Raw genomic sequence first — 20,133 nt, 5'->3', positions numbered from 1 at the left:
CCCGACACCTCAGAGCAGGGAGATCTCACCACAAAGATGCGGCCTGCGCCCTTTCTGATCTCTGAGTTCAAACTTATAGCCCTGCTCCATGGCCTCGGCGCAGAAGCAAACACTGGCCGGCATAAACAGCGGCAACTTGAACGCCACGTCAATGACACAGGGCCTATTGCCCAGCTCAGGCATCAACTGAGCCACGCAGCGGGCCTTGGACCACATGCCATGGGCCAGCACCCGGTCGAAACCAAAACGCTTGGAAAGCAAGGGATGCAGATGGATCAGGTTATAGTCACCCGAGGCTCTGGCATAACGCCGCCCCAAGTCGTCACCCAACTCCCAGACACTGGGGTTTTCCCACTGAATATCCCCGGCCTTGGGTGGTCTTGCCCTGCGCCCCGGCTTATCTATGCGATACAGGTAAGTAGACAAGGATTCCCACACCAGCTCTCCGGCCACAGTCACCCTGGAAATAAGGTCAAACTCCAGCCCGGAATCTGTCTCTCGGCTGTCGGTGAGGCGACAGTCGATATCGAAACGCTCATCAAGGGTAACACTGCGAAACTGACTGATACGGTTACGCAGGTGGATCATTCCCAGCAGAGGAAAAGTGATGGCGTCATGGGTAAAGATCACCGCATGCAACCTGAAGGCCATCACATACAGATAGGTAGGCGGCAGAGTTTTGCCATCAAACTCGAAGCCACACACCTGAGCGTAGTCGGCCACCTTGCCGGACTCCAAAACCACGCCGGGAGTATTAACGCTGATACGAGGTAAAGGCTGGTTGTCCCAGCCAGGCTTCCGCCCGAAAAAAATCTTGCGATACAGCGAAAACAACGAAGGCATTGTTCGCAGTTCGACACTGAATTCCATAACCAAAAAGCCCACCTTGAGTATTCCAAGCCGAGCATTATACCTCATCCCTGCCGTTTTCGGAGCTATCTGTGATTTTGCGATCTGTCCACCATAAGCGCTTGGGCCTGATGCCAAGGGCTGCGGCTTGTGAGACACTATATGCCTTCAAGTCATTCAGAACCCTCCAAAGTGCAAGATCAGAACTTTGACAAGCTGGCGCAAAAGTTCGCCAACAATATCTATGGAACCCCCAAAGGGCAGATCAGAGCCGCGGTACTCTGGCGCGATCTGCAAGAGCACCTCCCCTACTTTGCCGGCCGTAAACTCAGAATATTGGATGCCGGCGGCGGTTTCGGCTTTTTCAGTCAAAAACTGGCAGCCATGGGGCATGAAGTCGTACTTTGCGACATCTCCTCGGCCATGCTGGAACAAGCCAAAGAGCAGATTGCCGCCTCGTCCGAGCCCTTGGATATTCAACTGCTGCACTGCGCCATTCAGGAACTGAACGTAACGGAACTGGGCCAGTTCGACCTTATCCTCTGTCATGCGGTTGCCGAATGGTTGCATGATGCCAAGGGTACGCTGGCGGGCTTGCTGTCACTCTTGAAAGATGACGGCCTGTTTTCACTGATGTTTTTCAATAAGGAAGCGATGCGCTTTCACGCCCTGGTGTCGGGCAATCTCGACTATGTGGCTGCCGATCTGCAGACCCGCAAAAAAGTCCGCCTCAGCCCGAAACATCCGCTGCAAATAGCCGATGTACAAGCTTGGTTTAGCGAGTGGCAACTGGAGTTGAGGTGTGAATCCGGGGTAAGAGTCATCCATGACTATCTTAAAAAGAGCTTGCCGGATAATTTCGACTTCCAGCAACTGCTGGAGATGGAGCTGAAATACTCACGCCAGCAGCCCTATCTGTCTCTGGGCCGCTACGTGCATTTCATTGCTCATAAGGCATCCGGGCCGAACAACTCGATCGAGGGTTGATCTTTGCCATCCACTATCTGATCCAGATAACGGTTCTCTTCCGGCACCAGTTGCGCCAGGCGTTCGGGATCCATGTGCTTGAGCAAGACCTTGCCGCTGTTGGGGTGAAACATAACTTTACGCGGCCAAGGGCCGCCCAAATCCTCCGCCTGCACAGGGATCTGCTCGAGTTCGAGATAACGCAGTACAAAATCTATATTGGACTGGCCGACATTCAGCACACTGCTTTGGCCCATTCTGGCGCCGCCGAATACTTTGGCCTGTAATCTGTGTCGCTGACCACCAACACAGAGTATGGCATTTATCAACTGCTCCATGGCCCAGTTGCCGTAGCGGCAGCTGTAGCTGGTCAGTTGGTGCCAATCTTCGTGAAGTTTGCGCTCGGGTAACAGAAAGTGATTCAGGCCACCTATGCCGAGTACGGGGTCCCAGATACAAGCCGCCACACAAGACCCCAAGCGGGTAAAAATGTACTCATCGGCACCTGTAATATAAAAATCGCCGGGATCGACCCTGGCAACCACCTTGCCAAAACGTTCATCCCACTGACGAACTGTTCCTTCAAACCCCTTGTACGCCTCGCTAATGCCTTGCATCTCAACTCCCTGTGTCCAAGCACAGCAAGTATAGACCTCAGCGCCTCAGTTTGCCTCGGCAGGTGGTATATCACAGCTTTGCCGCCAGCAGTTACGGCTGCTGACTCCGGCTTTATGCAGATACTCGAGTAGGCTCTTTTTGCCGGCCAGATGCCCGGCACCGACGGCCACAAATAGTGGCGCCTGATTGGAACCCATCAGACTCAACAGGCGCTCGGCCATGCCTTGGTTACGCTGCCATAGCAGTTTTTCCAGCAATACGTCTTCACCTTCGGTGGACAGCTGATGCAACATCAACTCTGCCAACGCTTTTTCATTACCGCTGCGCCAGGCCGTGATCAGCGCCTGGATCTCCCTATCTTCACCGCGAATGCTCTCCCTAACCATACTCCACTGATACTCCAGCGCCAGCGAGTCCAGCAGTGCCAACTGCATTTCTGTACTTTCCAGCTCCAGCACGGGCCTGTCACCGACCCCATCCAACAGATACTGTTCCACACCCAGGCTGGGTTGATAACCCAGTTCAACGAAGCGCTGCATACTGATTTGGACCGACTGCAACCAGGGGGACATCATAGCCAATTGCCGGCACAAAGGCTTGCCGCCACAGTATCCCTGCAGCAGCGTCTGGGTTTCCTCATCAGGTGTTGCGGCCTTCAAGCCATACTTCTGCAGCAACTGCTGCGCCGCAGGATCGCGGACATCGGCTTCCAGCACCAGAGCGCCGGCGTGGTGATAGGCCTGCTCTATCTGGTTTGGCAGTGGATAGAAGTCGGTCTTGCCGACATGCACTGAGCCCATGAGAAAAGCCGTCTTGCCGGCAAACTCCAACTGATGGAAAGGCGGCTTGTCGCCATCTCTTGCTTGAGCCATACCGCTTAAAAGCAAGCCACATCCGAAGAAGATCCACAGCAGTCGACTTGTTGCGCGCATCCCTGTTCCTTATAATTTCAGCCAAAGTTCACCAGTTAGAGGCTGTTATGCCATACACCAAGGTCATTGAGCAACTGAAAGCCAATCTGCAGACCGCTTACCGTCAGGCTGTCGATGCCGATAACCGTCTGGATCAGCTGCAACAGGCCGGCCATGGAAAGTTTTCTGCCGTATTCACCCAAGAGCAAGGCTTTACCACATGCAGTAATCGCTTCCTCCCTTATGTACAGGAGCTGGCACAGGCGGTAGCGGATCTTGAAGCCGAAACGGCGCCCACCCCGGAACAGTTGGAGGCGCTGCTGCCGAAACTGGCGGTCTTGCTGCAGACCCTACAAAAATTTAAACAGCAGAGTAAATAGCAAGAGTTCAAACTGCAAAATCACTCCGATAAGCCGGGTCAAGCCCGGCTTTGTCATCTTAGTGTCACTTGCAACACCTAGACTCTATCCGATTTGGGGCCTGGTGAGGTATTGCAGTTTGATGGCCATAGACAGGATTGCTGAGCTTAGAAGTGTGTTGGATAAAGAGGATATCACCGCACTGTTTCAGCCGATTATCAACATAGACAGCAACAGTATTCATGGCTTTGAAGCCCTAAGCCGCGGCCCTATCGGCAGCAGCGTTCATTCTCCATTTCATCTGTTCAGTACCGCCGAACGACTGGGGCGCCTCTCCGAGCTGGAGACCTTGTGCCGCCGGGTCTCCATAGCGCAATTCCAGCAAAGACAACTGCCGGGCAAACTGTTTATCAATATCTCCCCCAAGGCACTGCTGGATCCAAGTCATCCCAAGGGGCAAACACTCAAACTCTTGCAACAGTTCGGCATAGCACCATCCAATGTGGTCATAGAGCTGTCGGAACAATACCCGGCCGATGACATAGATCAGCTCAAATCCTGTCTGGATCACTACCGCAATCAAGGGTTTCTGACCGCACTCGACGACCTTGGCGCCGGCTACTCAGGCCTGCGACTCTGGTCAGAACTCTCGCCCGACTATGTCAAAATTGATCGCCACTTTATCCATCAGATAGATAAGTTTCCGGTTAAACAAGAGTTTGTCCGCTCCATCATAGAACTGTGCCAAAGCCTGACCTGTAAAGTCATCGCCGAGGGCATAGAGACAGAAGCCGAGCTGACGATACTGCGTCAGCTCGGGATCACCTATTGTCAGGGCTTTTTGCTTGGCAGACCCGAGGCGCAACCTGATAGGCAATTGCAGACCCGCTATCTCGCCATTCGTCAGCAGGAACAACCGAGATACAACGAGGCGGCAGAGAGCCTGTGCCATCAGGCACAAACTTGCTGCTCTGATACCGAACTCAAGCAGTTGAGCGAACGCTTTCTCTCCCAGCCGGAGCTTCAGTGCATAGTGGTGCTGAAGCAGAAGCATCCCTTGGGGCTGGTCTATCGCCATCGACTGATGGAGCTGTTTTCCCGACCCTATGGCCGCGCCCTTCATGAGCACCAGGCGGTCACAGAGCTCATGGACAAAGATGTGCTTATGGTCGATGCGGCCACGCCGCTGTCGCGGGTGAGTCAAAAACTCACCGCCAAGCCTGGTACCGAAATAGCGCAGGAATTCATTATTCTGCGTCAGGGCGACTTCATCGGTCTGGGCCATACCCGCGAGCTGCTGCAACGCATCACTGAACACAGAATACAGACGGCGCGCCACGCCAACCCATTGACTGAATTGCCCGGGAATGTGCCCATTCAGGAAGAGCTGCAACGGTTGCGCAAACTGCGACAGCGTTTCTATCTGGCCTATTTTGATCTATGCCATTTCAAACCCTATAACGACATCTATGGCTTCAGTCGCGGTGATGAAGTGATAAGGGCTGTCGCCGGCCTGCTCAGACAATACGGCAAGGCGCAATTTATCGGCCACGTGGGTGGAGATGATTTCGTAATGATAGGCACAGAGCCGCAACTGCTCGGGGTTTGTCAGCAAATATTGGCAGAGTTTGAACAGGGCAAGAGGCAGTTTTTCAGTGACGAGCACTGGCAACGACAGCACTTGTTTGCACAGGACAGACAAGGGCAGGAATGCCTTCAACCGCTACTGCGCCTCAGCGTCGGAATACTGCCACCGCCATTGAGTCTGGACGCCAGCGAGCATGAGTTGTCCCGCTTGTGTGCACTGGCAAAAAAACAGGCCAAGCACAGCACCCAAGGGCTGTGCTTGCTGGAGATGCCGAGGACGGCTTAGAGTTTAGGCTTGAGTGTTTTCTGGAACCAGTCTTTCAGCATTCTTTCTTCATAACGGAAGCTGTCGCTGTTAATTCTGTCTACATGGTCGAGAAACTGCATATCAGTCAGCTTTTCATCGCCGGCAACGACCACCTGATCGCCTTCCAACAAGCGATAACTGAAGCTTATCTTGGGCGGATAAACGTTCTTGACTACACGTATATCGTTGGCGGTAGCGCCAAAGGTAGGCCGCACATCGCCGGCCAAATCCACGTCTGTGACTGTCAGTTCCAGCTTTTGGTTGTCTTTTAGAGATGAGGAAACGTCTTTATCCAAGGCTTTGGTCAAGGTCTCGAACAGACGTTTTTCGTAACGGGATTGCAGCTCGCTGGCAGACTTGATGTCCCGAAAATCCTTGGGTGACTGCCACTCAATTTTTACCTTACCCGACTCGGTAACCGGGTTTTCATCGACCTTGTCGGCCGCCAGCGCCGAGCCAGAGGTCAGGGCTGCTGCAAGTAACAGATATCTGATTTTCATATCAGCCTCCTTTGGGAGCGAATGTCAGTATGCATTTGGTTCGAACTCAGAGTATAAAATTTAACCTGAATCCGGGCTTAACGCAAAACTAATATGCGAACATCATCCTGTTATAAGTGATTATTTTATTTTGTTATTTTTCATAGACACCCACAAAAATGCGTTAACCTGAGTATCAATTTGTAGCAACCCCAACAAGCTTTAACACAAGGCTGCTTGAGTCAGGCCCAAGGAAGTAATCTAATAGCAGAGCTAAAAAAACCAGTCACAACAGGAGCGCCAGTGAAATTTTCGCCGTCTTTGCTGATTACCTTGGGACTATTTACCGCCCTGGGAATTGTTCTCGTCGCCATCAATCAGGATGCCAAACCCAAGGGTCCAGAAACCTGGAGCGCCTTCATTTATACCCATGGCTTCGATTCGGGGCGTTATATCAAAGAGGACGATTTTGGCGACTATGCCAGCTGTAAGGCGTTTGCCATCGAGAAGTCCCAGGCCGCAGAGGGGGTTCCTTGGGAGTGTGGCAGCTACTGCCGCTTCGACTCCCGCCGTCAGGGCTTTCAGTGTGAACAGATGCGCAACGACTAAGCCTGCTTAGAAAGGGAAACGGGCGTTGAGCTTGGGGTAAAGCTTGCGCAGTGCCTTGGGTTGATCGTTGAAACGCTTACCCTTGGGCTGACTCAGCCCCGAAGGCACAAAAGGCAACTCTTTCCCGGTACGGGTCTCGTATAGCTGGCCGGCCAGCAGATCTATCTCCTCAACAAAAGGATAAGCATAGCCATTCAGCTGCGGCCAAACTTCCAGTTCCCCCAGCGAATCCGCTGCATTGCAGGCCGCCTGATAACGCTCCTTACCCAGAGTCACCAGGAAGTTGCGAAACTCGGCAAAGCCATAATCTGAATCGACTCCGGCGATGATGTAAGCAGCTCCCCAGAGATCCCAGCTGTAACTCAGCCTGAGCTGCCGGGCAAAGTGTTTATCAAACTCTGCCAGCTCATCATCGCTAAGACCTTGCAGTTTTTCGGTCAAACGCGCCTGGAGTTGCTGTTGGTCCTGTTCGGGATAGTCGCGGCTGACCAGCTCCCAAAACTGCTCTTCTGTCATTGAGTGTTATCCTGCCAAAAATGTCGGCGGTTATTTTACCGCAAAAAGCGATTAAAATCCGGCTGGACTCCCCCCAGGGCTTTCCATAGACTTAGGCCAATTTCTCACAGGAGTCATTTATGTCCATTTCAAGACCAATACCATTGGTACTGCTTTGTATCCTCTACCTGGTACTGGCTGTGGTAGCACTGTGGCGCACCATCAGCACCGGCGCTGTGGATCTGTTTACCTTAGGAGTCATCCCTGTATTGGTAGGCATAGTAATGCGCACATCCTGGTCATTGTGGGCATTGCGTATCTATCTCTTTATTCAGACTCTGGGACTCATGGCATTTGCCACTACGGCTTTGGTTGCACTGCAGATTACGCCGCAGGATGTCAAACTGGAGCTGGCTGGGCGAAATATCCCCTTGCTGCCGCTGGCTGCTGTGTTGCTGGCCTTGCTGTTATTCCAGTATTGGGTGGCTTTTTCCGGCAGGACCAAGCGCTTTTTGCAGCAGGAAAAGTCTGACTAGATCGCACTGAATTTAAGGAAATCGGCGACCGGCTCACAATTTTGTGTCTTTTTGGTTAAAAAATAGCGGATAAAGCCCAAGAAGCCCGCTGAAAGGCCTTTTCAAGCCAAAAACCTTATGGCATGTTAGATGGGCAATAATAACTTATCGACGGAAAGAAGAGACGCTCCAGATGAACAAAACTGAACTGATCGCTAAAATGGCAGAACACGCCAACCTGTCCAAGGCAGAAGCTGCCCGCGCACTCAAGTCGTTCGAAGTAGCAGTGACCGATGCCATGAAAGAAGGAACTAAAATCTCCATCGTAGGCTTTGGCTCTTTCGAAACTTCAACCCGTGCAGCCCGCACTGGTCGTAACCCGCAAACCGGTAAAGAGATCCAAATCCCTGCCGCCACTATTCCCAAGTTCAAGGCCGGCAAGGCACTGCGTGACAGTGTCAACTAAGCCGCTTTTCACGGATGAAAGCGCCTCATCTTGAGGCGTTTTTTATTGCCTGAGGTTCCCAACACTCCATTGCACAAAAAAAGTGCAGCCCGCCCCAGCGAAATGCAACATTTCCTTAACCTATCTCACACTCAAAAGCTAACCACATGTATTTAATGCCTATTTAAACTTGGCACAGGATTCGCTCATTCCGCACAGACAATAACGAGTATCTGCACCGGTCAAGCTTGCCCGGCTCCAGAACCCAAACCATCAAGGGGATGAGAATGAAACACACCAAGTTTTCACTGTCAGTTATTGCAGGTCTGTTGTTGGTGGCCGGCGAAGCCCAGGCCGCTGTATCGGGGAATATAGGTGCCGCCTCCAACTATCTGTGGCGCGGCACCACCCAGACGGATGACTCTGTCGCCGTTCAAGGCGGTATAGACTATAGCCACGACTCGGGTTTTTACCTGGGAACCTGGGCCTCCAATGTCGACTTTGGTGACGATACCAGTTACGAGCTCGATTTTTACGGTGGTTACTCCGGCAGCATAGGCGAAGACTTTGGCTATGACATCAGCTATCTCTACTATGGCTACCCGGATGCCGAAGGCGATATCGACTTTGGTGAGCTGGCGCTGACTCTCAGCTGGAAGTGGTTTGAGTTGGGTTATGCCAAGGTGGTTAACGCCGGTGATGACGTGGCCGCTGCGCCACTGGATAACAAGGATTTGAGCTATATCCACGCCGGGTTCAGCTATCCCATCACGGAAACCGTGACGCTGACGGCACACTATGGTTATTCAGACGGTGATGTGGTGCAGAGTTGGTTCGGGGTTTCCGACTACGCCGACTACCACTTGGCCATCAGCAAGGAAACCGGCATAGGCTCAGTCTCCTTTATGGTGGCCGATACGGATCTGCCGGACGACGATGCCAAGATAGTGCTCAGCTATGTCTATGAGTTCGAATTCTAAGGATGGGAAAGCCCGAGGCGCAATCAGGCGATGACAGGACGATTGCGTTTTCGGGCGGCAACCATTTTTTCGATATGCTCCACTATCGGCTCGGCCACCTTGATACCTGTGGTCAACTCTATACCTTCAATACCCGGAGCTGAATTGACTTCAAGCACCAAGGCGCCACGCTCGGAGCGAAGAATATCCACCCCGGCAACGGCCAGCCCCATCGCCTTGACCGCATCAATGGCGGTCTTGCGCTCCTGAGGGGTAATCTTGATTTTCTCGGCGCTGCCGCCCAAATGCAGATTGGATCGAAAATCCCCCTCAGGGCCCTGACGTTTCATGGCTGCAACCACCTTGTCGCCCACCACAAAGCAGCGGATATCACTGCCGTTGGCTTCTTTGATATATTCCTGCACCAGAATATTAGCCTTAAGCCCCAGAAAGGCTTCAATAACGCTCTCGGCGGCCTTTTTGGTTTCGGCCAGCACCACGCCTATCCCCTGGGTGCCTTCCAAAAGCTTTATCACCAGCGGCGCACCACCCACCATGGCGATGAGATCAGGAATATCATCCGGCTTGCTGGCAAAACCTGTGACCGGCATACCCACCCCTTTACGGGAGAGTAGCTGCAGTGCCCGCAGCTTATCCCTTGAGCGGGCTATGGAGATAGAGTCATTGGCGGCGTACACCCCCATCATCTCGAACTGGCGCACCAGGGCGCAGCCATAGAAAGTCACACTGGCATGGATCCTCGGGATAATGGCATCAAAACCGCTGAGTTCCTCACCTTCAAGATGGATACTGGGCTGCACCGAGTTGATGTTCATATAACAGTTGAGTGGATTGATCACCCTGGCCTGATGACCACGTCCCTCACAGGCTTCCACCAGCCTGCGGGTAGAATAGAGCTCGGGAAATTGAGAGAGAATACCGATTTTCATGTTTGAGTGATCCGCCAAAGAGTTATGGCCCAGCAAAAGAAGTGGCATCTTTGACTATCCCTTGCCAATAGGCAAGTAAAATCAAACATCCCCCTCGGCCAGCAAAGGTAAAATATGCTGGGTTTCAAAATCCTGGGGCTGAATCGGCCGACAATAGAGATACCCCTGCAGCAGGTTACAGCCCCGCTCACGGCAAAACTGCGCCTGCGCCTCGGTTTCTATGCCCTCGGCAACTGACACCACGTTAAAGCCGTTGGCAAAGTTGATCAAGGCCGACAACAGACGCTTGCCGCGTTCATCCTGTTCGACCGAAGCCACAAAACTCTTGTCGATTTTCAGCACATTGATGGGAAAGTACTTGATGTGTTCGAGGGATGAAAAGCCGGTGCCAAAATCATCCAGAGAGAAAACAACTCCCAGTGCAGCTATCCGCTCCAGTACCTTGGCCAGTTCCAGCGGTTCCTCTATCAAGGCATTTTCGGTGAGCTCCAACTCCAGCAGCGAAGCCGGTAGCCCGGTTTGCTGCAATACCCTGACTATGGTCTGATACAGGGTTTCACGAATGATCTGCGACGGTGACAGGTTAACCGCCACAGATAACTGCTTGCCTACCGGAGCCAGCATGGCCAACCACTTGACGGTTTGCGCGCAGGCCTGTGCCAACACCCACTCGCCTATCTCATCTACCAGGCCTATCTCTTCGGCTATCGGCAGGAAACTGTCCGGCGCCAGCAGGCCATCTTCCGGATGTTGCCAGCGCAGCAAGGCCTCCATGCCCAACAGCTCACCGGAAATTGCATCGAATTTCCCCTGATAAAAGACCCTGAATTCATCCCGCTCCAGCGCGGTTCTCAGGCCCATCTCGATGCGGTTGCGAAACCTGACTTCTCTGGCCAACTCTTCGGAATAGAACTGGATCTGGTTGCGGCCCACCTTCTTGGCGCGATACATGGCAATGTCGGCACACTTGAGCAGCTCAGAGCTGTCACAGACAGAATCGCTGTACACTGCAATGCCAATACTGGCGCCGATAAGCACATCATGTTCCCCCAGAGGGAAAGGCTCTTCAAAGGCCCTTTGCAGCCTGTTGGCCACAGCCATCGGGAAGTAACGATTCTCCGACTCGGTCACCAGCACTACAAATTCATCGCCGCCGAGACGGGCAATGAGATCCCCTTCCCTGAGCGCCGCACTGAGACGGTTGGCCACTTCCACCAGTAAGATATCCCCCACCTGGTGCCCTAAGGTGTCGTTGATACCCTTGAAATCATCCAGATCCAAGAGGATCACCGCCAGCATGTCCTGATGACGCTTGACCTGACTCAAGGTACGGTTCAGACAGAGCTCAAAACCGTAACGATTGACCAGCTTGGTCAGGGAATCATGTTCGGCCAGCTCTTTGAGTTTCTCGTGGCTTTGGCGCAATGCCAACGCCATGGAAGCCCTTTGCTTGGCATTGCGGATAGCACGGGTCAAGCGGCTGGTATTCACTTCATCCTTGAGCAAAAAATCCTGCGCCCCCAACTCGATGCAACGCTGCGCCAGCTTGTCGTCTTCATAACGGGAGATCATCACTACTGCGGTTTGCTCTCCGGCCGATTCATTGAGGCGGCTCAATACTTCCAGGCCATTGGCATCGGGCAACATATAGTCGAGCAATATGCCGTCGAAACGCTGCTGGCAGGCGAACTCCAAGCCACTCTGGGCACAGTTGGCTTCCATCACCTTGAACGCCAGTGACGATTGATCCAGGGCGCGGATGATAGCAGCTCTGTCTATCTCATCATCATCGATCAACAGCAGATTCATGCTTTCCATCCCTCAGGCTTCCGGCAACTCAACAATACGCCAATAGCTTTCCAGCATATTGAAAATATTATAAAAACCATCGCTTATTTCATGTTTGACCATATAGCCGGCCACATGATGCTTATAAGCCTCAACCTTGTCTTCATCGGCGCTTGAGGTGGTCAACACAAAGACCACGGAGAGAGACAGCACAGGGTCATTGCGGATATGGCTGAGAAATTCCAGGCCATTCATCCGCGGCATATTGAGGTCCAGCAAAATCAGATAAGGGCAGCGCACGCGACCGTCGCCCAACATCTCCAAAGCCTCCAGGCCATCTCTGGCTCTGGCCAAGGGGTTGAGCAGCCTGAGCTGCTGCATCGCCCGCTGCACCGCCATGTAGTCGACATCGTCGTCGTCCACCAACAGAATAGTCACTTCCTTGTATCTGGCTGTTTGACTCATGACTCCTCCTTGAAGTGGGCCGGCCAGGTGAAGTAAAAGCTGCAACCACGCCCTTCCGATTTCACCCAGATCTTGCCGCCCATGTTTTCCACCGACTTTTTCACCAAAGAGAGGCCAAGGCCACTGCCTTCAACTTCATCTCTTGGCTTAAGCGTTTGAAATATTGCGAAAATTTTATGATGAAACTTGGCGGCTATCCCAGGGCCGTCATCCGTGACACAAAAACAATAATAGTCGCCCTGGCGCTCGCTGCTGACGCTGAGTACCCCCTCACCCTTGTCGTGGTGTTTGATGGCGTTGCTGAACAGGTTTCGGAAAACCAACTCCAACGGTACTCTGGCCGTGGTCAGCAACGGCATATCAGACAGAATAGTCAGCTTGAACCCGGTTGGCGGCGCCACCAGGCTGAAGGTATCCTGCACCAACTGCTTGCTGTCCACTTCCGTCAACTCGGTATCCACCCTGCCTATGCGCGAGAAAGTCAGCAGGCCGTCCAGCAAGAGTACCATTCGCTGTACCCGGCTCTTGATCAGTCGCAGATACTTTTGCACCTGTTCACTGCTGTTGTCGCTGAGATCTTCTGCCAACCACTCGGATAACTGCTCTATGCCACGCAGCGGTGACTTGAGATCGTGAGAGGCTATGTAGGCAAAACTGTCCAGCTCACGGTTAATCTTCTCCAGCTCCTCTGTGTGGCGAGCTTTTTCGGCTTCAATCCGTTTGCGATCCGACACATCGTTGATAGTGGCCAGAATCGACTGGCCATTGGTGAAATGGATTGGGGTCAACCCCACTTCGACCGCCACCAAAGAACCGTCTTTGGCGCGGCCGAACAGATCATCGCGCTGGGACATATTCTTGGCAATCGGCTGCTGCAGATAACCGCCCATGTGCCGATTGTGCGACTTATGCAGGCTTTCCGGCAGCAGTATGTTCACACTGCGGCCCAGTAGTTCGTCCCGGGCGTAACCGAACAGTTGCTCTGTATGGGCATTCACCAGAGTGATGAGTCCATGGCCATCTACCATGATCAGCGCCGACGGCGAGGCCTCAATAACCAGACGGAAGCGTTTCTCATTGGCAAGTATCTCATTGGCTAGCAAGCCTTCCTGATACCTGGCTCTGGCGTTATTGAGCAAGAAATAGAACAACACCATGATAAACAGCACGCCTATGCCAAGCATCAGCTTGCTTTGCAGCTTCTCGGTTTCGGAGACAAAACTCTTGTCGGCGCCGATTTTCAGCAACCATTGATGACCACCGACTTTGAGCGGCAACACATGGTTGTAGGTTTTGGTAACCTGGCCTTCCTCCTCAGTACTGTACAGCAACGAAGTGTCAGAGGCGGTATCACCATCAAATACCTGCAGAATCAGGGAGGGAAACTTATCCGCCAAAATGCCTTGCATCAGGTTGTTCATCCGAAAGGCGGCATAGACCACGCCCTTGGCGGCCTTGGGGCCGGCGGCAGATTCATCATAAAGCGCCAAATACATCAAAAAACCGGCCTGAATATCCTGTTGGGTTTCCTGTACCAGGGTGATTTTGCCGGAGATCGCCGCCTCCCCTGTGTTGATGGCTCTGTCTATCGCTTCACGGCGAGTCGGCTCGGAATACATGTCATAGCCAAATGCCCGCCGGTTACGCCAATCGAAAGGTTCCAGATAGATGATGGCCTGATAAGTGTCGCGCTCGCCGGACGGGTACACCCGATACTCATCAAAGCCTTCAGCCCTGATGGCCGCCTCATGGGCCGCCAGTTGCTCCGGGGGCAAAATAACGCTGTAGCCTATCCCCTGGATCCCGGGATAAAAGCTTTCCATCTTGGCGTTGGTCACATACTCATGCCACTCCTCACGAGTCACTCCATCGGATGCCATAAACAGGCCCACGCCGCCCCGCAGCACCTGCTCATAGGTCAACAGACGATCTCTTATGGCATCTTTGACCAGCATGGTCTGATACTCAAAGCGCTCACGTCCGCGCTGCTCCGCATATTGATTGAACAGATACCAACCCAGGCAGGTGAACAGAAGCGCCACCAACATGATCAGCCAAACCGAGGCCGGAGTGGAAAAACCGAAGCTTTTTGCAGGGGAGGATGATGCGGTGAGACGATCGTCCTGGATCATAAACAGCCTAGTCCTTAGCCAATAAAGCGAATGCTATGAGGTTAATTCTGGTCAGGATCATGAAAAAAACAAGTCAAAAACAGCAAAAAATCCCCAAGTTTTAGGTCCTTGGAAAAGATCGTCAAAATGTTGTCTCGATCTCACTTCCTGTTGCGACTCAGTGCTAGATTTCAGTTTAACCAAGGCTAATATTGAGTAGAGGGACGGACAGAATCATTTGCTTTGTTAGACAAAAATTTTTGCTTTTCAGCCAATGCTTTTTTGGCTAGAAAATCCTTGGATAAACCGTGAGGAATTCGTTATGGCCCATATTGTTGAACTCGTGCCCAACGATGCTGAAATTGAAGCGATGACCACCCCCAAAAACCGTCAGGCCGAGAAGGCACTGCAGCACAAACGTCAGGTAAAACGCCGCTTGGAAGATTACCTGGAGCGCCTGGAACTCAGACGAGCCATGGGGCTCGATGATGACGATATGTTTTAGGGAAGGTGTGAACAAGTCCCATGTGCTCTGCGTCGGCTTGCAGATGTGGGAGGATGTCAGCAACATCCTCCTTATCCTTGCTGCCCCCGCAAAGACTGGGTTTGAATAAGCAGGGCCTCGGCTTTGGCTCCCAACCAGACGTATAGTCCCAAAGCCACCAATAAACCAACCACTGCCAGCATCATCAAAATCGCTCCCTGAATATATTCCACCTGCCCGAGTGATGCCTTGAACATGGTCAGCAAGGCCTCAATAGAGATGGCGATCAGTATGGTGGAAACAAATCGGGTAATGGTGCGCCGGGTGGAGCTGTGGCGGAAGATGTCTTTATGCATCAACACCTCCTCTTCCAGTATGGTCTTGCCGAGATCGAATATCGCCAACGCCAGGGTGATATAGATGATGATGCCGAACGGCTTGAGTGAGTCATGAGCCAGCTGCGGCCCCTGCGCCAACAAGTGCCAGATATCCCTGGCCGAAATCAGCACCAGTACTCCGACTATGATGAATAACCCTGTTACCAGAGTGAGATAAACCGCCTTGAACAGCGGCGTCACCTTGCGCCTGTGACTGTCGCCCATCATAAACTCAATCAGCCGGGTCAGGTTGATATCCACTACCACAAAGCCGCGACTGGCATCCAAACGACTCACTCCCAGGGACGCCGACAGACACAATTGCCCGGAAGCATTGGAAAGATAAGGTGAAGTTATTTGTACCCCGCTCTTGTCGCTGGCATTGAGAAAATAGGGGCGCTGGCTGCGATCCGGGTGTTCACCCACAGCCAGCAGTTTGATCTTTTGCTTGATAAGCGCCAGATTCGGGCTCACTTGGTGACCATTTTCGTCGAGTAAATACATCAATTCCACGAAGGGGTAGCAGGCTGCCACTTCAGAAAACACCCTGATGGCCCGCCCTGTGTCGTCAAAGAGCTGAGAGTCGGCCATTCCGGTCAGAATCGATTGCAATAGTTCATCGATGAGCGGCTGATACTCATGAAAACGTTCAATCACACTCAAGTAACTCATGTTTGCCATAACTGCTCCTGAAATTCCGGCCATCTATCTCAGGTAAGCAGATTGAATGCCAACAATGCAACATGATGAATATCAATTAATTAGCTTAAATCATGTGGGGCGACTATGCTCAATAACCAAGCGGTTGCACCAAGATCTGGCAAAGATAAATTCTGTTGCCAGACAGCGCGTTATCCAAGATGATAGCCGCCAATAACCTGTGTCTTCCGAGGAGACTATTGATGCCAGACACAAGTGCCTATAAAGAGGATCTGCGGCGCCTCTCGGACGAGCTGATCCGGTTGCAGACGCCGATAAAAATCCTCGATGCCATCAAGTGGCCGAGAGAGATGGAAGCCCGTTTTCTCGAGAGTAACGGCAAGCAATTACCCGCCATAGACGCCGAGTTTTACCAGCGTCTGCCGCTGCCTTTTGACCCGGATAAGACCCGCCAAGAGTTGACCGAACTGCGTCTGCAGACCCGCAAACGCCTGGGAAGATACGACAAGCTGGGCAAGATATTGATAGCCAATATCGAGCAATATCTTCAGGTTATCGACATGCTGCAACACCGCGGCAAGGCCGACTTCGGCGAATTCAGCCGTCGCCTCTACGGCAGTGCCAACCATAAACTCCACGGCGACAGACACAATCTCAGACAGCTCGGCGACCGTTTGAGTTACATCTTCTCGCTGCCGGCAGCGCTGCGCAGCAATCGCCATCACCCCAAAGAAATCGCCGCGCCTGAAGCGGTGGATATACTCGGCCGCCGTCTGAAAGATTACTTTCACAGCGACGATATTCGGGTGCGTCTCAGTGATGGCATAGTCTCGGATGCCGCCGTGGGCGGCGACACGGTCAAGCTCAACAGCAAGGCGCTGTTCAGCCAATCGGATCTTGATGTCTACGAGGTGCATGAGGGCTGGGTGCATGTGGGCACCACCCTCAATGGCCGGGCTCAACCCTGGGCCACCTGGCTCAGCGTCGGTTCTCCCAGGGTAGCAGCAGCCCAGGAAGGGCTGGCCGTATTGATGGAAACCATTACCCTGAGCTCCAACCCAGGGCGGGCCAGGCGTATCAGCGACAGGATCACCGCGGTCGATATGGCCGAGCAAGGTGCCGACTTTATTGAAGTATTCAACTATTTCTGCGGCCAGAATCTCAGCAAACGAGACAGTTACCGGGTAACTCAGCGAGTGTTTCGCGGCGGTATGGTGCAGGGTGGCAGCTACTTCACCAAGGATATCTCCTATGTACGTGGCTATGTGGAAAACATTAACTTTATCCGCTCAGCCATCACAGCCGGGATCCCGGAGATTATCCCTATGCTGTTTGTCGGCAAGCTGGCCATTGAGGATATCCCGGTGCTTTATCAAGCCCACAGGGAGGGGCTTATTGCCGCCCCCAAGTATCTGCCGCCCATGTTTGACAACTTCAGTGGCCTCTACGCCTGGTTTGGTTTCGCCTCTGGGATGGCCGGGATAGACCTCAAGGGGGTGCAGAGGCACTTCAGCCGCCTGTTCAAACAGTTACCCAATGCCGAACCTATGTTCGAGTTGCTGGAAGACACTGAGTTTGACAGCAACGCCGACTGATAAAGAAACAGGGCAACTCGAGTTGCCCTGTTTTGGGTTCTAAAGCAATTGGCTCGCTATTTTTGCAACTCGGCCTGGCGCTGCTTGATAAAATATTCCCGAGTCAAAGCAAAGACCACTGGGCTGAGCAGTAACAGGGCTATCAGGTTGGGGATCGCCATCATGGCATTCAGGGTATCGGCCACCAGCCAGATAAAGTCCAAAGACGCCATGGCTCCCACGGGCACCATCAGAGTCCAGACCAGGCGAAACGGCACTATAGCCTTGGTACCAAATAGATACTGCACGCATTTTTCACTGTAAAAGCTCCAGCCGAGAATGGTGGTAAAGGCGAAGATAGCCAGTGCCACGGCCACTATGTACTGCCCTATGGGCAGAGCGTGGCTGAAGGCGTAGGAGGTTAAGGCCGCGCCGGTTTCCCCCGAGGTCCAGGCACCGGAAACGATAATCGCCAAACCTGTGATGGAGCAGACCACTATGGTATCGATAAAGGTACCCAACATGGCCACCAGTCCTTGAGCCACAGGGTTATTGGTCTGGGCTGCTGCATGAGCAATCGGCGCACTGCCAAGACCTGCTTCATTGGAAAACACCCCTCGGGCCACCCCGAAACGTATGGCGGCCCACACTGCCGCACCGGCGAAACCGCCCTGGGCCGCCACTGGGTTGAAGGCGCTCTCGAATACCAGCTCCAGCGCCGCCGGGATCTGATCGAAATAGACCACAATCACAGCCAAGCCTGAGGTGATATAAAACACAGTCATCAGGGGTACCAACTTACCGGCAACGTCGGCAATCCGCTTGATGCCACCCATCAGGACTGCCCCCACCAAGATCATCATCGCCAAGCCGGTTGCCCAGGCTGGAACACCAAAGTTGCTGTCCAAGGCATCGGCCACCGAGTTGGCCTGCACTGTGTTGCCGATACCAAAACCGGCAAAACCACCAAATAAGGCGAATAGCGTTCCCAACCAGGCCCATTTCTGGCCGAGACCATTCTTGATGTAGTACATGGGGCCGCCTATGTGGTTGCCACTATCATCGACCTCGCGATACTTGACCGCCAGCACGGCTTCAGAAAACTTGGTGGCCATTCCCACCAGCGCGGTGCACCACATCCAGAACAGTGCCCCCGGGCCGCCAAGAAAGATTGCCGTCGCCACCCCGGCGATATTCCCTGTACCTATGGTGGCCGACAGTGACGTCATCAGCGCATTGAAGGGGCTGATCTCCCCTTTCATATTGGTGTCTTTATCCGGGATCCGCCCGGACCAGAGTAAACGGAAGCCTCTCCCCAGCTTGAGAAGCTGCATAAAGCGCAAACCTATGGACAGAAACAGTCCTACCCCCAGGATCATCACCAGCATGGGCACACCCCAAACCAGGCTGTTGAGCTGGCTAACCCACTCCATTATTGTTTCCATTCCAACCTCGTGTAGTTATTGTTATCGCTGCAGTTTCCACCTGTAATGGCAAAAACTGCATAAGGAACACCCAGATTACAACGAAAGATTAACAATTGGAAACCTACTGTTAAACCTCCCGCCGGGAAGCGAAAGCACTCAACGTCCACGCCCCTTAAGAGAAAGGGCACGAACGCGAGCTGGATTAATTAGGATAAGACTCAGTCGACCAATCCCAGGTTGGCCGGCAGCTGGGCTATGTCACCGGCCACCCATTCGGCCTCTATGCACTGCTGCAGATGCTCTGCCATAAAGTGCACCAATTGCCGCGCCGCATAGGGCATACGCCTGTCCTTACGGCTCACCAGATACCAATTGCTTTCCAGCGGGAAGCCTTTCACATCCAGAATAGCCGGGCGCTCACGCCCTTCCTCCAGGGTATGAGCCGAGATAACAGATAACCCCAGCCCCGAGGCGACCCCCAGGCGAATGGCCTCATTGCTCTCTATCTGCATACAGTCGCCCAGTTCCATCCCCTGACCGCTGAGCCAGGATTCAAACATTAACCGAGTAGCCGACCCCGGCTCACGGATGAGAAACCGCTCGCGACTGAGCTGCTCAAACTTGAGTTCACTCTGCCCGGCAGCCCAGTGATCTCTGGGGGCTATCAGCTGCAGTGGGTTACGGATGATCCGTGCCGATTGCACAGTTTCGCCTCTGGGAGGATGGCTGAAGAGGTAGAGATCGTCTTCCAGATGCTCAAAGCGATTCAGCACATGGGCACGGTTACCTATGTTCAGTGTGACTCGGACACCGGGGAAACGACGATAGAAGGCGCCGAGGATCCGCGGCACCACGTACTTGGCCGTGGTCACCAGGCCGATATTGATGTGGCCGCTCTCCCCTTCCCGCACCTTGGCCAGCATGCCGTTGAAGTCTTCCAAACGGGTCATCACGTCGACGGCGGCCCGGTACAGCTCCTGCCCAACCTGAGTCGGCCGCAGTCCCCCCGGGCCGGTTTCCAGTATGGGCTCACCCACCAGCTCGGCCAGCTTTTTCAATTGCAGCGACACGGTCGGCTGAGTCAGATACAGGTGTCTGGCAGCGGCGGAAATATTCTGCCGCCGGACCACTTCAATATACACCTGCAACAAGCGCAGGCTGAGATGGCGAAGATCCATAGATAATTATCTATATATAT

General features: G+C 53.2%; 21 protein-coding genes. 9 read left to right on the top strand and 12 right to left on the bottom strand.

Translation table 11 applies throughout. The annotated features are described in order from the left end of the window. Nucleotides 1-9 precede the first annotated feature (9 nt). Nucleotides 10-843 carry a MaoC/PaaZ C-terminal domain-containing protein gene (locus N512_RS0105250; protein ID WP_025886859.1) on the bottom strand — a complete coding sequence of 278 codons (834 nt, stop codon included), beginning with the start codon at nucleotides 841-843 and terminating at the stop codon, nucleotides 10-12. Between the two features lie 198 nt (nucleotides 844-1,041). On the opposite strand from N512_RS0105250, the gene N512_RS0105245 reads away from it, so the two are divergent. Beyond that, entirely contained in the window at nucleotides 1,042-1,836 is a 795-nt protein-coding gene (locus tag N512_RS0105245) for a methyltransferase domain-containing protein (protein ID WP_028779653.1), read from the top strand. Here the strand turns inward: N512_RS0105245 and N512_RS0105240 are convergent. Both N512_RS0105240 and N512_RS0105235 read right to left on the bottom strand, forming a co-directional pair. Next, nucleotides 1,797-2,432, bottom strand: a complete 636-nt coding sequence (locus N512_RS0105240; RefSeq protein ID WP_025009325.1) for a chemotaxis protein CheD — start codon at nucleotides 2,430-2,432, stop codon at nucleotides 1,797-1,799. The genes N512_RS0105245 and N512_RS0105240 overlap by 40 nt on opposite strands. A 45-nt stretch (nucleotides 2,433-2,477) precedes the next feature. Next, nucleotides 2,478-3,365, bottom strand: coding sequence for a TraB/GumN family protein (locus N512_RS0105235; protein WP_028779652.1), 888 nt, complete (start codon nucleotides 3,363-3,365; stop codon nucleotides 2,478-2,480). Between the two features lie 47 nt (nucleotides 3,366-3,412). Here N512_RS0105235 and N512_RS0105230 point away from each other — a divergent pair, with 47 nt between their 5' ends. Next, nucleotides 3,413-3,724 (top strand): hypothetical protein, encoded by a 312-nt coding sequence (locus N512_RS0105230; RefSeq protein WP_025009323.1) that lies wholly within the window; start codon nucleotides 3,413-3,415, stop codon nucleotides 3,722-3,724. A 118-nt stretch (nucleotides 3,725-3,842) separates the two neighbouring features. Beyond that, nucleotides 3,843-5,576, top strand: coding sequence for a bifunctional diguanylate cyclase/phosphodiesterase (locus N512_RS0105225; protein WP_028779651.1), 1,734 nt, complete (start codon nucleotides 3,843-3,845; stop codon nucleotides 5,574-5,576). On the opposite strand, the gene N512_RS0105220 is transcribed toward N512_RS0105225, so the two are convergent. Then, nucleotides 5,573-6,097 (bottom strand): DUF3016 domain-containing protein, encoded by a 525-nt coding sequence (locus tag N512_RS0105220; RefSeq protein WP_025009321.1) that lies wholly within the window; start codon nucleotides 6,095-6,097, stop codon nucleotides 5,573-5,575. The two genes, N512_RS0105225 and N512_RS0105220, sit on opposite strands and share 4 nt — an antisense overlap. A gap of 282 nt (nucleotides 6,098-6,379) precedes the next feature. Between N512_RS0105220 and N512_RS0105215 the strand changes: the two genes are divergently transcribed. Next, nucleotides 6,380-6,685: a hypothetical protein gene (locus tag N512_RS0105215; protein WP_028779650.1), complete on the top strand. Its 306-nt coding sequence runs from the start codon at nucleotides 6,380-6,382 to the stop codon at nucleotides 6,683-6,685. A gap of 6 nt (nucleotides 6,686-6,691) precedes the next feature. Here N512_RS0105215 and N512_RS0105210 read toward each other — a convergent pair whose 3' ends face one another. Next, on the bottom strand, nucleotides 6,692-7,201 hold the full coding sequence (locus N512_RS0105210) for a DUF4240 domain-containing protein (protein WP_028779649.1): 510 nt from the start codon (nucleotides 7,199-7,201) through the stop codon (nucleotides 6,692-6,694). A 119-nt stretch (nucleotides 7,202-7,320) separates the two neighbouring features. Here N512_RS0105210 and N512_RS0105205 point away from each other — a divergent pair, with 119 nt between their 5' ends. From N512_RS0105205 to N512_RS0105195, 3 genes are all read left to right on the top strand, one after another. Then, nucleotides 7,321-7,716, top strand: coding sequence for a hypothetical protein (locus N512_RS0105205; RefSeq protein ID WP_037436326.1), 396 nt, complete (start codon nucleotides 7,321-7,323; stop codon nucleotides 7,714-7,716). A 172-nt stretch (nucleotides 7,717-7,888) separates the two neighbouring features. Beyond that, on the top strand, nucleotides 7,889-8,161 hold the full coding sequence (locus N512_RS0105200; protein ID WP_025009317.1) for an HU family DNA-binding protein: 273 nt from the start codon (nucleotides 7,889-7,891) through the stop codon (nucleotides 8,159-8,161). 266 nt (nucleotides 8,162-8,427) lie between these two features. Beyond that, nucleotides 8,428-9,120 (top strand): TorF family putative porin, encoded by a 693-nt coding sequence (locus N512_RS0105195; protein WP_028779648.1) that lies wholly within the window; start codon nucleotides 8,428-8,430, stop codon nucleotides 9,118-9,120. A 23-nt stretch (nucleotides 9,121-9,143) separates the two neighbouring features. Here N512_RS0105195 and rimK read toward each other — a convergent pair whose 3' ends face one another. The 4 genes from rimK to N512_RS0105175 all read right to left on the bottom strand — a co-directional run bounded on the left by rimK (nucleotide 9,144) and on the right by N512_RS0105175 (nucleotide 14,434). After that, the gene (gene rimK, locus N512_RS0105190; protein WP_025009316.1) at nucleotides 9,144-10,049 is read right to left on the bottom strand and encodes a 30S ribosomal protein S6--L-glutamate ligase; all 906 of its coding nucleotides are present in this window, start codon (nucleotides 10,047-10,049) and stop codon (nucleotides 9,144-9,146) included. An 81-nt stretch (nucleotides 10,050-10,130) separates the two neighbouring features. Continuing rightward, nucleotides 10,131-11,858 (bottom strand): putative bifunctional diguanylate cyclase/phosphodiesterase, encoded by a 1,728-nt coding sequence (locus tag N512_RS0105185; RefSeq protein WP_028779647.1) that lies wholly within the window; start codon nucleotides 11,856-11,858, stop codon nucleotides 10,131-10,133. Between the two features lie 12 nt (nucleotides 11,859-11,870). Further along, a complete protein-coding gene (locus N512_RS0105180) occupies nucleotides 11,871-12,302 on the bottom strand; it encodes a response regulator (protein WP_028779646.1) in 432 nt (143 codons plus the stop codon). Next, nucleotides 12,299-14,434, bottom strand: a complete 2,136-nt coding sequence (locus tag N512_RS0105175; RefSeq protein WP_028779645.1) for a CHASE domain-containing sensor histidine kinase — start codon at nucleotides 14,432-14,434, stop codon at nucleotides 12,299-12,301. Before N512_RS0105175 ends, N512_RS0105180 begins: the two co-directional genes overlap by 4 nt. Nucleotides 14,435-14,735: 301 nt before the next feature. On the opposite strand from N512_RS0105175, the gene N512_RS0105170 reads away from it, so the two are divergent. Next, nucleotides 14,736-14,918 (top strand): PA3496 family putative envelope integrity protein, encoded by a 183-nt coding sequence (locus tag N512_RS0105170; RefSeq protein WP_025886854.1) that lies wholly within the window; start codon nucleotides 14,736-14,738, stop codon nucleotides 14,916-14,918. 71 nt (nucleotides 14,919-14,989) lie between these two features. On the opposite strand, the gene N512_RS0105165 is transcribed toward N512_RS0105170, so the two are convergent. Beyond that, nucleotides 14,990-15,955: a PDC sensor domain-containing protein gene (locus N512_RS0105165; protein WP_028779644.1), complete on the bottom strand. Its 966-nt coding sequence runs from the start codon at nucleotides 15,953-15,955 to the stop codon at nucleotides 14,990-14,992. A gap of 221 nt (nucleotides 15,956-16,176) precedes the next feature. On the opposite strand from N512_RS0105165, the gene N512_RS0105160 reads away from it, so the two are divergent. Then, on the top strand, nucleotides 16,177-17,529 hold the full coding sequence (locus N512_RS0105160) for a flavohemoglobin expression-modulating QEGLA motif protein (protein ID WP_028779643.1): 1,353 nt from the start codon (nucleotides 16,177-16,179) through the stop codon (nucleotides 17,527-17,529). 56 nt (nucleotides 17,530-17,585) lie between these two features. On the opposite strand, the gene N512_RS0105155 is transcribed toward N512_RS0105160, so the two are convergent. Together N512_RS0105155 and N512_RS0105150 are read right to left on the bottom strand one after the other, a co-directional pair. After that, nucleotides 17,586-18,953, bottom strand: coding sequence for an alanine/glycine:cation symporter family protein (locus tag N512_RS0105155; protein ID WP_028779642.1), 1,368 nt, complete (start codon nucleotides 18,951-18,953; stop codon nucleotides 17,586-17,588). Between the two features lie 200 nt (nucleotides 18,954-19,153). Next, the gene (locus N512_RS0105150) at nucleotides 19,154-20,113 is read right to left on the bottom strand and encodes a LysR family transcriptional regulator (protein ID WP_028779641.1); all 960 of its coding nucleotides are present in this window, start codon (nucleotides 20,111-20,113) and stop codon (nucleotides 19,154-19,156) included. Between the last annotated feature and the right edge of the window lie 20 nt (nucleotides 20,114-20,133).

Source organism: Shewanella sp. 38A_GOM-205m, assembly GCF_000518445.1.
Taxonomy (GTDB): domain Bacteria; phylum Pseudomonadota; class Gammaproteobacteria; order Enterobacterales; family Shewanellaceae; genus Shewanella; species Shewanella algae.
This window is presented reverse-complemented; position numbering and strand designations above follow the sequence as displayed.

Bases quoted from the DNA above. Each gene is read 5' to 3' on its own strand.
- N512_RS0105250 (WP_025886859.1), bottom strand. From the start codon at position 843: ATGCCTTCGTTGTTTTCGCTGTATCGCAAGATTTTTTTCGGGCGGAAG.
- N512_RS0105240 (WP_025009325.1), bottom strand. From the start codon at position 2,432: ATGCAAGGCATTAGCGAGGCGTACAAGGGGTTTGAAGGAACAGTTCGT.
- N512_RS0105235 (WP_028779652.1), bottom strand. From the start codon at position 3,365: ATGCGCGCAACAAGTCGACTGCTGTGGATCTTCTTCGGATGTGGCTTG.
- N512_RS0105230 (WP_025009323.1), top strand. From the start codon at position 3,413: ATGCCATACACCAAGGTCATTGAGCAACTGAAAGCCAATCTGCAGACC.
- N512_RS0105220 (WP_025009321.1), bottom strand. From the start codon at position 6,097: ATGAAAATCAGATATCTGTTACTTGCAGCAGCCCTGACCTCTGGCTCG.
- N512_RS0105210 (WP_028779649.1), bottom strand. From the start codon at position 7,201: ATGACAGAAGAGCAGTTTTGGGAGCTGGTCAGCCGCGACTATCCCGAA.
- N512_RS0105205 (WP_037436326.1), top strand. From the start codon at position 7,321: ATGTCCATTTCAAGACCAATACCATTGGTACTGCTTTGTATCCTCTAC.
- N512_RS0105200 (WP_025009317.1), top strand. From the start codon at position 7,889: ATGAACAAAACTGAACTGATCGCTAAAATGGCAGAACACGCCAACCTG.
- N512_RS0105195 (WP_028779648.1), top strand. From the start codon at position 8,428: ATGAAACACACCAAGTTTTCACTGTCAGTTATTGCAGGTCTGTTGTTG.
- rimK (WP_025009316.1), bottom strand. From the start codon at position 10,049: ATGAAAATCGGTATTCTCTCTCAATTTCCCGAGCTCTATTCTACCCGC.
- N512_RS0105185 (WP_028779647.1), bottom strand. From the start codon at position 11,858: ATGAATCTGCTGTTGATCGATGATGATGAGATAGACAGAGCTGCTATC.
- N512_RS0105180 (WP_028779646.1), bottom strand. From the start codon at position 12,302: ATGAGTCAAACAGCCAGATACAAGGAAGTGACTATTCTGTTGGTGGAC.
- N512_RS0105175 (WP_028779645.1), bottom strand. From the start codon at position 14,434: ATGATCCAGGACGATCGTCTCACCGCATCATCCTCCCCTGCAAAAAGC.
- N512_RS0105170 (WP_025886854.1), top strand. From the start codon at position 14,736: ATGGCCCATATTGTTGAACTCGTGCCCAACGATGCTGAAATTGAAGCG.
- N512_RS0105165 (WP_028779644.1), bottom strand. From the start codon at position 15,955: ATGGCAAACATGAGTTACTTGAGTGTGATTGAACGTTTTCATGAGTAT.
- N512_RS0105160 (WP_028779643.1), top strand. From the start codon at position 16,177: ATGCCAGACACAAGTGCCTATAAAGAGGATCTGCGGCGCCTCTCGGAC.
- N512_RS0105155 (WP_028779642.1), bottom strand. From the start codon at position 18,953: ATGGAAACAATAATGGAGTGGGTTAGCCAGCTCAACAGCCTGGTTTGG.
- N512_RS0105150 (WP_028779641.1), bottom strand. From the start codon at position 20,113: ATGGATCTTCGCCATCTCAGCCTGCGCTTGTTGCAGGTGTATATTGAA.